General features: G+C 69.6%; 7 protein-coding genes and 3 pseudogenes. 5 read left to right on the top strand and 5 right to left on the bottom strand.

Annotated elements, in window-relative coordinates; genetic code table 11:
• Nucleotides 1-276 (bottom strand): annotated as a pseudogene (locus GEV28_RS39070) (HNH endonuclease); the annotation flags it as partial.
• Nucleotides 277-334: 58 nt separating this feature from the next.
• Nucleotides 335-571, bottom strand: a pseudogene (locus tag GEV28_RS42860) (DUF222 domain-containing protein); the annotation flags it as partial.
• Between the two features lie 675 nt (nucleotides 572-1246).
• On the opposite strand from GEV28_RS42860, the gene GEV28_RS39065 reads away from it, so the two are divergent.
• The 3 genes and pseudogenes from GEV28_RS39065 to GEV28_RS39055 all read left to right on the top strand — a co-directional run bounded on the left by GEV28_RS39065 (nucleotide 1247) and on the right by GEV28_RS39055 (nucleotide 3607).
• A complete protein-coding gene (locus GEV28_RS39065) occupies nucleotides 1247-1447 on the top strand; it encodes a hypothetical protein (RefSeq protein WP_291418871.1) in 201 nt (66 codons plus the stop codon).
• A 436-nt stretch (nucleotides 1448-1883) separates the two neighbouring features.
• A pseudogene (locus tag GEV28_RS39060) lies at nucleotides 1884-2102 on the top strand (carbohydrate ABC transporter permease); the annotation flags it as partial.
• Entirely contained in the window at nucleotides 2099-3607 is a 1509-nt protein-coding gene (locus GEV28_RS39055) for a beta-N-acetylhexosaminidase (RefSeq protein WP_291418869.1), read from the top strand. The pseudogene GEV28_RS39060 and the gene GEV28_RS39055, both read left to right, overlap by 4 nt.
• 130 nt (nucleotides 3608-3737) lie before the next feature.
• Here the strand turns inward: GEV28_RS39055 and GEV28_RS39050 are convergent, their stop codons facing one another.
• Together GEV28_RS39050 and GEV28_RS39045 are read right to left on the bottom strand one after the other, a co-directional pair.
• Complete coding sequence (locus tag GEV28_RS39050) at nucleotides 3738-5927, bottom strand: 3-hydroxyacyl-CoA dehydrogenase NAD-binding domain-containing protein (protein WP_291418867.1); 2190 nt, start codon at nucleotides 5925-5927, stop codon at nucleotides 3738-3740.
• Between the two features lie 61 nt (nucleotides 5928-5988).
• Nucleotides 5989-7203 (bottom strand): acetyl-CoA C-acetyltransferase, encoded by a 1215-nt coding sequence (locus GEV28_RS39045; protein ID WP_291418865.1) that lies wholly within the window; start codon nucleotides 7201-7203, stop codon nucleotides 5989-5991.
• A 374-nt stretch (nucleotides 7204-7577) separates the two neighbouring features.
• Between GEV28_RS39045 and GEV28_RS39040 the strand changes: the two genes are divergently transcribed.
• Together GEV28_RS39040 and GEV28_RS39035 are read left to right on the top strand one after the other, a co-directional pair.
• The gene (locus GEV28_RS39040) at nucleotides 7578-8783 is read left to right on the top strand and encodes a TetR/AcrR family transcriptional regulator (RefSeq protein WP_291418863.1); all 1206 of its coding nucleotides are present in this window, start codon (nucleotides 7578-7580) and stop codon (nucleotides 8781-8783) included.
• A gap of 6 nt (nucleotides 8784-8789) precedes the next feature.
• Nucleotides 8790-10226, top strand: coding sequence for a cytochrome P450 (locus GEV28_RS39035; RefSeq protein ID WP_291418873.1), 1437 nt, complete (start codon nucleotides 8790-8792; stop codon nucleotides 10224-10226).
• Here GEV28_RS39035 and GEV28_RS39030 read toward each other — a convergent pair whose 3' ends face one another.
• Complete coding sequence (locus GEV28_RS39030) at nucleotides 10227-12452, bottom strand: helicase (RefSeq protein WP_291418861.1); 2226 nt, start codon at nucleotides 12450-12452, stop codon at nucleotides 10227-10229.
• Nucleotides 12453-12999 lie beyond the last annotated feature (547 nt).

Below are 12999 nucleotides of genomic sequence, written 5' to 3'. Positions count from 1 at the left end.
CAGGTCCAGGGCGACATCGCTGCGGAGTTGGTCGAGGGTGCGGCCGTCGGCACCACCGGTGTCGCGGAGTTGGTGGGCGATCGCGTCCACTCGTTTCGCCGCCACCTGGACCCGCGCGGCTGAGCCGTGCACGGTCAACACGGAACACCCGTCCTCGGTCGGATACATGTCCACCCGCCGCTGCGCCACCCGCTGCTCGTGCAACGCATGCAGGGCGTCGGCGTTCACCCGCGCCACGATCCGCCGCAACACTCGACCCAACTTGACGGCCGGCATGTCCTCGACCCGGGTCCAGGATCTCCTCTTCCACGATCGCCGCAGCCTCAAGAGACAACGACAGGGTCGCGTCGGCGATCTTCGACGCCCGGTACGGATCGAACCGACCCGCTTTCACCGCCGCCAACGTCCGCGGCAACCGGGTCGCCAGCGTGACCGCCAAGTCCAGACGCTGCTGCGCCGTGCGGAGAGAGATCCGAAACAACGCCGCGACCTCCAAAGCATCGAACTCACCACCACTCGCGGCGGCGTAGATGGCGAGTTGTTCCAAGTACTCTCCCTCGCGCTGCCACATCATCCGCGCCAACCCGAACGCCGTCGCCAACGGCACGGCCTCCGGGGACGCGTCCTCGGGTAGATCGACAAACGGTTCGCACATGTGTTTCATTCTACCGAAGGCTGTGCGCAGTTTCCGTTGTGCGGCAACGGTTTCACCCAATCGGGGCGGCGACCACCCCACGTGTTCGTCGCGTGAACGGTGTCATCACTCACAAGTTTCGACTCTGGCGCGAGTTACGTGACCCGGTGACGCGTGGTGATCGGGTTAGTTGATCATGCTGCGGTGTTCTGTTGATCTTGAGGTGTTGTTGCCGCACCTGGCTGGTCTGTGTGTCGAGGGGGGTCGAGTGTGCGCCGGCAGCGTTCGCGAGGTCACCGGACCCAACGCCACGGCGAGAACCTGGAGAACTGGCTGTCCACCGTGGAGGCCGACGATCAACCCGACCTGCACTCCTTCGCCATCGGCATCCGCCGAGACCAGCCCGCCGTCACCGCCGGACTCCTTCACTCACAGTGACCACGTCACGGATCCGCGCCAGAGCCCGTAATTCCGCAGGGGTGTCGCTCACGAGATTCCCGACCGTGTCGGTGATGGACATCGAGTGGCGGCGACCAATCGATGAGGTGTCCCGTTCGCGACAAGATTGGTTTAGACCTTGTGCGGCGGTCCGGCTGCGCCCTAGCATCCGAAATGGCCGACCCGTTCCTCGCGCCGTTCATCGAGACGGTGCGGGCGGGGACGCGGTTCGTGCCGGCGACCCCGGCATGGACCAAGATCGACGCACACGCCGTGCCGTCCATCGCGGCACAACAGGTGGCCACCGGCCGGCTGGTCGTCGAGGTCGCCACCGCGGCCGCGACGACCGGGTTGAACGCCGCATTCGCCGAGTAGCGGCTGGTGATGCCGGCGCCCCGATCACCCCTGCCGCGCCGGACGTCCGCACCCGGACGGCGTGGCAGGGGCCCCACCCGGCGGTCGTGCTGGTCGGCTACCCAACCAACTAGTGTCCCGCGCCGGGAGTCTGTTGCTTGAGTCGGCGGATCCTGGTTTCTGCTGGCAAGGCGCCGGTTCGTCCTCGTACCGGGTTGTACTCGGGCGGACCGGCAACGCCGCCAGCAGGAAGCTGGGCCGGCGAGACAAGTGATGAACTTCCGGCGCGGGACACTAGCTCGTCGTGATCTCGCTCTACGGCTGCGGGCAGCCGCGGGCCGGCAGCGCGGCGCCGCTGGACATGCCCGGCGATCCCCAGTTCTGGGACGCCCTCCTGTCCACCGCGGTGTGCGTGCTCGGCAGCGTCCTGGTCGGCACGGCGCTCGCGGTGCTGTCGAGCGTGGTGTCGTTCATCCACGCGTGGAACGACTTCCTGTTCGCCAAGACGTTCCTGATCTCGGGGACGGAGAACCGTACCCTTCCGCTCGGACTCCTCGTATTCTTCAAACCAGAGGAACAGTACTGGGGGGCGATCATGGCAGGGGCGACGCTGATGGCCATCCCGGTGTTGATCTTCTTCGTACTCGCGCGGCGCCATCTCGTGGTGAAGGGATGACCGGCTTGGACGGCCTGCTCCCCCGCCCACTCCGGGTCCGCCCGGCCGCCGGCTCGTACCGCTTCGTGTCGGCCGGGATCCCGGCCCGGGTGTCCACTGTGGTCCGGGTCGACCCGGTGGCGATGCCGCACCCGGAGGGCTACCGGATCACGATCCGGCCCTACGGCGTCACCACGCTCGCCGCCGACCCGGCCGGCCTCTGGTACGCCGAGCAGACGCTGCGCCAGCTGCTCGGCCCGGACGCGTTCCGCGCCGCGAACATCCACAGTGGACCATGGGTGCTGCCGTGCGGGGAGATCGAGGACCGGCCGCGGTTCTCCTGGCGGGGGTGCCTGCTGGACGTGGCGCGGCACTTCATGCCGAAGGCCGGGGTGTTCCGGTTCATCGACCTCATGGCCGTGCACCGGTTGAACGTCCTGCACCTGCACCTGACCGACGACCAGGGCTGGCGGATCGAGGTGCCGGAGTACCCGCTGCTGACCGAGGTCGGCTCGTGGCGCGAGGGTTCGTGGATCGGGCGGCCGCCGGACGGCACCGCGGAGCACGACGGCCGCCCGCACGGCGGGTTCTACTCGACGGAGGACCTGCGGGAGATCGTGGCGTACGCGGCCGACCGGCAGGTGACCGTCGTACCCGAGGTGGACATCCCGGGGCACAGCCAGGCCGCGATCGCGGCGTACCCGGAGCTGGGTGTCACGGGCGCGCCGCTGCGGGTGCTGACCCGGTGGGGTATCAGTGACAACGTGCTGAACGTGTCCGAGGAGACGGTGGAGTTCTACCGCCGGGTGTTCACCCACGTGGCTTCCGTCTTCCCGTCCCCGGTGATCTGCATCGGTGGTGACGAGGTCCCGACGACGCAGTGGGCGAGATGCCCGCTGGCGCGGCGCCGGATGGCCGAGCTCGGCCTGTCATCGGCCGCGCACCTGCACGGCTGGTTCGTCTCGCAGATGGCCGCTCACCTGGCTTCGCTGGGCCGGCGCGCCTTGGGTTGGGACGAGATCCTCGACGGTGGCGCGGTCCCCCGCTCGACGATCGTGGCCTCGTGGCGCGGCGAGGAAGCCGGCATCGAGGCGGCCGTCGCGGGCCACGACGTGGTGATGTGCCCCGAGCAGGAGACATACCTCGATCACCGACAGTCCAACCACCCGGAGGAACCGATCCCGGTCGGCTTCCGGCGCACACTCGCCGATGTGTACGCGTACGAGCCGGTGCCACCGGCGATGCCGGCCTCCGTGTCGAGCCGGGTGCTCGGGGCGCAGGCGCAGGTGTGGACGGAGCACCTGGACAGTCCCCGGCGGGTGGACTACGCGGCGTTCCCGCGGCTGGCCGCGTTCGCGGAGGTGGCGTGGTCGCGCAGGGAAGGCCGCTCGCTGGCGGAGTTCGAGCGGCGGCTGGCCGAGCACCACCTGCCGAGACTGGACGCGCTGGGCGTGGAGTACCGCCCCCCGACCGGCCCGAGACGACGGACTAGGGGATGTCCCATGGATCATCGGGTACGGGGTTGACCTGGCTTGGCACCGCCTCGCGCCGACCAACGCAACCTCAGGGGACCGTGACGGCACCCAGCCACCAACCACCCGAGGTCCGCACCATCCGCTGGAACGCAACCCACACTTTTGATTCCGGGGAGGCGGATTAGTAGGTCTCGCCCTTCTCCGCCTTCGCCACCAGTGACGCCGGCGGCAGGAAGTGGTCGCCGTAGCGCTCGGCCAGCTCTCGGGCACGGGCCACGAACCCGGGGAGCCCACCGGGGTAACCGTTGATGTACTGGATCACGCCACCGGTCCACGGCGGGAAGCCGATGCCCATGATCGAGCCGATGTTCGCGTCCGGCACCGAGCGCAGCACGCCCTCGTCGAAGCACTTGACCGTCTCGAGCGCCTCGGCGAAGAGCATCCGCTCCTTCATGTCCTCGAACGGGATCTCGTGCCCGGGCTTGCCGCTGTGTTCGTTTGTCGGCCTCCGGCCGAAGTGCTCCAGCAGCCCCGGCCACAGGCCGGCCCGCTTACCGTCCACATAGAAGTAGAAGCCCGCGCCCGCCGACCGGCCCTTGCGGCCGAACTCGTCGACCATCCGGTCGATCAGCGGCTCCGACGCGTGCTCGACCCATGTGCCGCCCGCGGCGATGACACCCGCCTTGGTCTCCTTGCGGATCTTCTGCGGCAGCGTCAACGTGAGCTCGTCCATCAGCTGCAGCGGCGGCGCCGGGTACCCGGCCTGCGAGCCCGCCTGCTCCACCGACGCCGGGTGCACGCCCTCGGCGACCATCGCGATCGCCTCGTTGATGAACGTGCCGATCACCCGGCTGGTGAAGAAGCCCCGCGAGTCGTTGACCACGATCGGCGTCTTCTTGATCTGCTGCGCGACGTCGAACGCCCGGGCCAGCGCCGCGTCGCTGGTACGCTCGCCGACGATGATCTCCAGCAGCGGCATCTTGTCCACCGGCGAGAAGAAGTGCAGGCCGATGAAGTCCTCCTGCCGCTTCACCCCCTCGGCGAGGCCGGTGATCGGCAGCGTCGAGGTGTTGGAGCCGAGCAGCGCGTCCGGGTTGACGACGTTCTCGATCTCCGCGAACACCTTGTGCTTGAGCTCCGGGCTCTCGAACACCGCCTCGATCACCAGGTCGCAGCCGGCCAGGTCCTCGGGCTTGTCGGTCGGGTGGATCCGGGCCAACGTCTCGTCGGCCTGCTCCCGGGTGGACTTCCCGCGCGACACGGCCTTCTCGAACAAGCTGACCGAGTAGTCCTTGCCATGCGAAGCCGCCTCCAGGGACACATCCTTGAGCACGACCTCCATGCCGCCGCGCGCACACACGTACGCGATGCCCGCGCCCATCATCCCGGCGCCGAGCACGCCGACCTTCCGGGCGGTGTACTTCTCGTAGCCGTCCGGCCGCGAGCCGCCGGAGTTGATGTGCTGCAGGTCGAAGAAGAACGCCTTGATCATGTTCTTCGCGACCTGCCCGGACAGCAGCTCGATCAGGTACCGCGACTCGATGACCAGCGCGGTGTCGATGTCGACCTGCGCGCCCTCGATCGCGGCGGCCAGGATCGCCCGCGGCGCAGGCATGTTCGTGCCCTTGAGCTGCTTGCGCAGGTTGGCCGGGAACGCGGGCAGGTTGGCCGCGAACGCCGGGTGCGACGGGCTGCCACCGGGGATCTTGAAGCCCTTGACGTCCCACGGCTGGGCCGCGTCGGGGTTGGCCGCGATCCACTCCTTGGCCTTGGGCAGCAGTTCGTCCACAGTAGACACGACCTCGTGCACGAGGCCCAGCTCGTGTGCCGCCTTCACCTTGTGCCGCTGCCCCTGCAGCAGCACGGACAGCAGCGCGGTCTGGATGCCCAGCAGCCGCACGGTGCGGGTGACGCCGCCACCGCCGGGCAGCAGGCCCAGGCTCACCTCGGGCAGGCCGATCTGCGAGCCCTTGACATCCGCGGCGATCCGGTGGTGGCAGGCCAGCGCGATCTCGAGGCCGCCGCCGAGCGCGGCGCCGTTGATCGCGGCGACGACCGGCCGGCCGAGGAGCTCGAGCCGGCGCAGCTGCGCCTTGATGCCGGTGATGAACTCGAAGCCGTCCTTGGCGTCGTCGGGCTTGGCCTCGACCATGTCCTTGAGGTCGCCGCCGGCGAAGAACGTCTTCTTGGCCGACGTGATCACCACACCGGTGATGCCGTCCTTCTCGGCCTCCAGCCGGTCGACGGTGGCGGCCATCGACTCGGCGTAGGCCCGGTTCATCGTGTTGGCCGACTGGTTCGGGTCGTCCATCGTCAGCACGACGACGCCGTCCGCGTCCTTCTCCCAGCGGATGGTGTTCTGCTCAGTCATTGAGTGTCGTTTCCTTGTCGCTCGAGGACCTGCGTTGATGGTTCGACCCTGCAAGCAGGTCTCACACGCGCTCGATGAGGGTGGCCACGCCCATGCCGCCGCCGATGCACAGGGTCACCAGCGCCCGGCGGGCGTCGCGGCGCTCCAGCTCGTCGACCATCGTGCCGAGGATCATCGCGCCGGTGGCGCCCAGCGGGTGGCCCATGGCGATGGCACCACCGTTGACGTTCAGCTTGTCGCCGGGGATGTTCAGCTTCTTCTGGTAGTTGAGCACCACCGAGGCGAACGCCTCGTTCAGCTCGAACAGGTCGATGTCCTCGACGGTCAGGCCGGTACGCGCGAGCAGCTTCTCGGTGGCCGGGATCGGCCCGGTGAGCATGATCGTGGAGTCCGCGCCGGAGGTGGCGGTGGCCGCGATCCGGGCCCGCGGGGTGAGGCCCATCGCGGTGCCGGCCTCCTCGCTGGCGACCAGCACCAGCGCGGCACCGTCGACGATGCCGGAGGAGTTGCCCGGCGAGTGCACGTGGTTGATCTTCTCGACCTGGTGGTACTTCTGCAGCGCCACCGCGTCGAAGCCGCCCATGTCACCGATCGCGGCGAACGAGGCCGGCAGCTTGCCCAGCGACTCCACGGTGGACTCGGGCCGCATGTGCTCGTCATGGTCCAGCACGGTGATGCCGTTCTGGTCGACGACCGGGACGATCGAGTTGGCGAAGTAGCCGCCCGCCCACGCCTTGGCTGCGCGCTGCTGCGACTCCACGGAGTATCCGTCGACGTCCTCGCGCGAGAAGCCCTCGATGGTGGCGATCAGGTCGGCGCCCACGCCCTGCGGCACGAAGTACGTGTCGTAGGCGGTGGCCGGGTCCATCGCCCACGCGCCGCCGTCGGAGCCCATGGATACCCGGGACATCGACTCGACGCCGCCGCCGATCACGACCTCGTCCCAGCCCGCGCGCACCTTCTGCGCGGCGATGTTGACCGCTTCGAGGCCTGAGGCGCAGAAGCGGTTGAGCTGCACGCCCCCGACGGTGTCGGGCAGCCCGGCCGCGATGGCGGCGGTCTTGGCGATGTCGCTGCCCTGGTCGCCGATGGGCGTCACGACGCCCAACAGCAGGTCGGAGACCCGGTCGACGTCCAGGGTGGGGTTGCGCTTGCGCAGCTCGTCGATGAGTCCCACGACAAGCGAGATCGGCTTGGTTCCGTGCAGGGATCCGTTCTTCTTGCCCCGACCGCGCGGGGTCCGGATCGCGTCATAGACGAAAGCTTCGGTAGGCACGTCAGGTCCTCTCGGGCATGCTAATCCTCATTAACATCGTGGCACCGGATCCGCGGTTGTCAACGGTCGGCACCCGAAATGGTGGTGTACCCCACGCCACACTCGACCCGACCGCGACGTGCGACCGGGTCCGGCCACTGGGACAAATCCCCGTTCACATATTAGCCCGAATTGGCCGTTTGCCAACAGCATCCGGCTGGTCTATCGTCGCTAGTGAGGATTCACGCCGGGAGGAACAGGGTGAGTAACCTTCTGTCAATCTCGGCAACCGTCACCTCAGGGGAACGTGACGCAAGCCAGCCACCAGTACGTGACCGGGCCGAACGCTCACTGTCCAACGCGACCAACACACTGAATCGCGGGGAGGCGGACCAGTGACCCAGACCGGACGCGCACCGGCCCGGCGGCCGCGCAACAGGAAGGCTCAGCTCGCCGAGTCGGCGGCGGAGCTTTTCCGCAAGCACGGCTACCACCAGGTGAGCGTCAACGACATCGCCGCGGCCGCGGGCGTCACCGGCCCCGCCGTGTACCGGCACTTCCGCGGCAAGCAGGACATCCTCGCCCACGTGCTGCTGTCCGGCATGGACACGTTCGGCCTGGTCACCGAGGAGGCCCTGGCCACCCAGGGCACCGCCGACGAGCAGCTGGCCGAGCTGCTGCGGGCGATGGCGGCGCTGGCCGTCGAGCGGCGCGAGGTCACCGCACTCTGGCGGTGGGAGGGCCGCCACCTCGACCGGGCCGACCAGACCAAGATCCGCCACCGCGGCGGTGAGCTGATGGCGCAGTGGGGCATCGCGCTGCGCGACGCCCGGCTCGGCCTGCCCAAGGCCGAGGCGGAGCTGCTGTGCTGGGCCGCGCTGTCGGTGTTCGGCAGCGTCTCGGTGCATCACGTGAGCACGCCGCGCAAGCGCTTCGAGACCCGCCTCGCCGAGCTCGCCCGCGCGGTGCTCGGCTGGGTGCCGCGGGCCGTCGCGCCCGAGGTGGCGCCCCGGCCGCCGGCCTGGCAGCCGGTGCCGGTGCTGCCGTCGACGTCGCGCCGCGAGGAGCTCCTGTCCGCCGCCATCAGGTTGTTCCGCGACCGCGGCTACCACGCGGTGAGCATGGAGGACATCGGCGCCGAGGCGGGCATCGCCGGGCCGAGCATCTACCGCTACTTCCCCGGCAAGTCGGCGATCCTGGTGGCCGCCGGGTACCGGATGGCCGACCGGCTCGACCGCACCGCCGGCATCGCGATCGACGAGGCCACCGACCCGCACGACGCCCTCGCCCGGCTCGCCGCGTCCTATGTGGACACAGTGTTGCGGTCGGACAACCTCATGGCCACGTTCGCCGGTGAGCTCGCCAACCTGCCCGACCGCGACCGCAAGGAGATGGTCCGGGTGCAGCGGGAGTACGTGGCGCAGTGGGTCAACCTGATGCGCACCGTCTCACCCGAACTGTCCGAACCGGACGCCCGGATCACCGTGCACGCCGCGCTGACCGTCGTCAACGACCTCGCCCGCACCCCCCGCATCGTCGCCCGACCGAGGATCGCCGCCGAGCTCGCGGAGCTGGCGTTCACCGTGCTCGTCAGGAGGTAGGTGCCCGTGTCAACCCCGCCGACGTCCAGTGAGGTCCGCGCTCCCTACACAACCGACAAGAACGCACTCGACCAGTGGCTGCTCCACAAGGAGTGGCCGCGCAAGGACCTCTCCGCGCCGCCGGCGGGCAGCTCGCTGAAGGCGGTCCAGGGCGACGCCGGGCTGCCCGTGCTCGGGCACAGCCTGGAGATGCTGCGGCTGGGGATCGACTACGCGATGCAGCGCTACCGCACGTACGGCCCGGTCTCGTGGGTGCGTGCGTTCGGCACCCGGGTGGTGTCGGCGACCGGGCCGGACGCCACCCAGGTCGTGCTGGCGAACAAGGACAAGGCGTACTCGCAGCAGGGGTGGGAGTACTTCATCGGGCCGTTCTTCCACCGCGGGCTGATGCTGCTGGACTTCGAGGAGCACCTCTACCACCGCAGGCTGATGCAGCTGGCGTTCACCGCGGACCGGCTGTCGGGGTACATGGGCCAGGTCGGCGCGGTCGTGCGGTCCCAGCTCGACCTCTGGGCAGCGCGGGACCGGTTCCTCGTGTACCCGGCGCTCAAGCAGCTGACGCTGGACGTGGCCACCAAGGTCTTCATGGCGTCGTCGATCGGCGGCGACAGCGACCGGCTGACCAGGGCGTTCGTCGACACGGTCCGGGCCGGGACGGCGCTGGTGCGGCTGCCGGTCGGGCGGTGGGGTGCGGGACTGCGCGGGCGCAAGGTGCTGGAGGACTACTTCCGGCGGAGCCTGCCGGCCAAGCGCGCGTCCGACTCCGACGACCTGTTCGCCGCCCTGTGCCACGCGAAGACCGACGACGGCGAGATGTTCACCGACGACGACGTCGTGAACCACATGATCTTCCTGATGATGGCGGCCCACGACACGTCCACGATCGCGACGTCGGCGGTCACGTACTACCTCGGCAAGCACCCCGACTGGCAGGCCAGGGTGCGCGAGGAGTCCCTCGCGCTCGGCGACGAGCCGCTCACCGTTGACGCCGCGTCCTCGCTGCCGGCGCTGGACCTGGTGCTCAAGGAGTCGATGCGGCTGGTGGCGCCGGTGCCGTGGATGGTGCGCAAGACCGTCAAGGACACCGAGCTGCTCGGCCACCACCTGCCGGCGGGCGTGTTCGTGACGACGCTGGCGTGGGTCAACCACCTGCTGCCGGAGTACTGGAGCGACCCGTACCAGTTCGACCCGGAGCGCTTCGCCGAGGGCCGCCGCGAGGACAAGTCGCACCGCTTCGCGTACATGCCTTTCGGCGGTGGCGTGCACAAGTGCATCGGCATGCACTTCGGGACCTACGAGGTGAAGACCCTGGTGCACGAGCTGGTCCGCCGCTTCGAGTGGTCCGTCGACGAGGACTACGAGGTCCGCTGGGACCCCACCGCACTGCCGGTCCCCAAGGACGGCCTCCCGATCACCCTGCGCCGCCGTCAGCCTCGGGGCTGACTACCTCGCCTCGAGGCCGTGCAGCGACGCCGGCAGGTCCTCGGTGTGGATCACGGCCAGGCGCTGGGTCGCCCTGGTGAGCGCCACGTAGAGGTCGGCCGCGCCCGACGGCTCGGCGGCCAGGATCCGGTGCGGCTCCACGATGACCACCGCGTCGTACTCCAGGCCCTTCGCCTCCCTCGGGGTCACCACGGGGTGGTCGACCTCGAGGGTCAGGCCCTCCGGGGCGATGACCGCCACCGTCCCGGTCGGGACCTGGGCGGCCTCGGCCCGCACCGCCTCGGCCACGGTGGACTCCAGGAGGTCGGGCGGGCAGCGCCGCGACCACGGCGCGACGCCGCCGTCCCGCACGGACTTCGGCGGCTGCAGCGACGGGTCCATCTCGGCGAGGACCTGGGCCGCCACCGCCATGATCTCCGCCGGCATCCGGTAGTTGATCGTCAGCCGGCGGTAGGTCCACCGGGACGGCACGTACTCCTCCAGCATCGACGCCCAGCTCTGGGCGCCCGCCGGGGACTCCCGCTGGGCGAGGTCGCCCACGATCGTCATCGAGCGGCTGGGGCAACGGCGCATCACGATCCGCCAGTCCATCGCGGACAGCTCCTGCGCCTCGTCGACGACCACGTGGCCGTAGGTCCACTCGCGGTCGGCCGAGGCGCGCTCGGCCAGCGAGCGGTGGTCGCGCTCCTCGTGCCGCTCGGCCAGCGACTCGGAGTCGATCAGGTCGACCGCGCGCAGCACCTCGCCGTCCGGGTCCTCCTCGGTGTCGAGGATGTCGAGGACCTCCCGCGCGTACCGCCGCTCCGCCCGGCGGATCCGCTCCGCCGCCCCGTCGTCGCGGGTCAGCGGGCCGAGCAGCTCCACCGACTCGTCCAGCAGCGGCACGTCCGACACCGTCCACTCCGAGCCGGCCTCGCGGTGGAGCGCGTCCCGCTCGTCGTCGGACAGGATGCCGTCGCACGCCACGGCCAGCCGGTCGGGCGAGCCGTACAGCTCCACCAGCAGGCCGTACGGGGTCAGTCGCGGCCACAGCTGGTTCACCGCCACCGACAGCGCCCGGCTGCGGGACAGCTCCGACCGCACGTCCACGACGAGGTCCGACCCCAGCTCCGGCACCTCCCGCGCGTCGAGCCAGTCGCCGCCGATGCGGTCCACGGCCTGCTCGGCGAGGTCCAGGATCAGCGAGTCACGGAACAGCGGCCGCGCCTGGTTGTGCCGCGCCCCCGACGCCCGTGCCCTCCCACGGGCCCGGCCGGCGATGTCCGCGTCGATCGACACGGTCACGTCGTCCAGCTCGACCTCGATGGGCGTCTCCGGGACCTCCTGGCGGTCGGCGACAGCGGCGGCCAGGACGTCGACCATCCGCAGGGCGCCCTTGACGCGCCGGGCCGCGGGCGGGTCGGTGGCCGTGGTCTCGAGGCCGACGTGCAGCTCCCCCGGCGTCGCGAACACGGCGTCGGTCTCGCCGAGCGACGGGAGCACGCCGCCGATGTAGCGCAGGAAGCCGGTGTTGGGCCCGATGATCAGCACGCCGCGCCGGGACATCCGCTCGCGGTGCGCGTAGAGCAGGTAGGCGACCCGGTGCAGCGCGACCACGGTCTTGCCGGTGCCCGGCCCGCCGTCGATCACGACCACGCCGGTGTGGCCGAGCCGGATGATCTCGTCCTGCTCGGCCTGGATGGTGGCCACGATGTCGCCCATGGTGTCGCCGCGCGGCGCGTTCAGGGCGGCCAGCAGGACCTCGTCGCTGTCGGCCACGCCGTGGTCGAGAACGTCGTCGTGGAAATCGAGGACGCGGCGCCCCTGGGTGCGGAAATGACGCCGCCGGGTGACCCCTTCGGGATTAGCGGCAGTGGCACAGTAAAATGGCCGCGCGACAGGGGCGCGCCAATCCGTCAGCAGCGGCCGGTAATCGTCTTCCTCGTCGAACAAACCGATTCGACCGATGTACAGGGCCTCGCCGGAAGTCTGGTCGAGCCGCCCGAAGCACAGCCCGCTGTCGGCCACCCGCAGCCGCCCCACCCGCGCGGACAGCGTGTTCGCGGCCACCTCACGTCGCCACATCGCGTCGGTCGAGTCCTCGGTGTGGTCGCGCAGCACCCCGGCCAGCTCACCCGCCGCAGCGGACCGCTCGGCGTCCAGCCAACCGTAGAGAAACGCGATGTGCTCGCGCTCGGCGGTCAGTTCGGTGTCGTACTGTGTTTTCGAGAACACTGCCTTTGACAAATGTGCCCCTCATCGTTATAATCAGCGCATTCGGTCAATTCCGTGTCATTCCGGAATGGCCGAACAATTGATTATCACCCGGATGTCAAGTCAGCGCAGTAGGCCTATCCCGGCAGCTGCCGAACGAAGCGGCCCGTCGAGCGGATCGACGTCGCTGCCCTCGCCGACCAGGTATCGGACGATTGCGAACAAGAGCGCGATCCGCCCGTCGCGGGTCCCGAACACCGGTCTCGCCCGGAGGTGTCGCGCGGTCGGCGGGTGGAGCAGATCCACTCCAGATCGGTGAACACCTCCGCAGGCAACTCGACACCGAAGTGCACGCGTACCCGTTGACCGTGTACCGCACGGCACCAAGCCGGATTCCGTTGACCCGTTTGCTGTTGGGGGTATACGGAGAGTGTGTTGGGGTGGGGTGGGGGTGGTCTGTGTGGGTGGGTTGGGCTGTTCGGCGGGTTTCTGGGGTTGCGGGTGTGGAGTTTGCTGTTTACGGATGTTCCTGCTTGTCGGTGGATTGCTCACGCCGGTTGAGGTGTGAGAGCTGGGGTTT

The sequence above is a fragment of the Actinophytocola sp. genome, assembly GCF_009379765.1.
Classification (GTDB): Bacteria; Actinomycetota; Actinomycetes; order Mycobacteriales; family Pseudonocardiaceae; genus Actinophytocola.
This window is presented reverse-complemented; position numbering and strand designations above follow the sequence as displayed.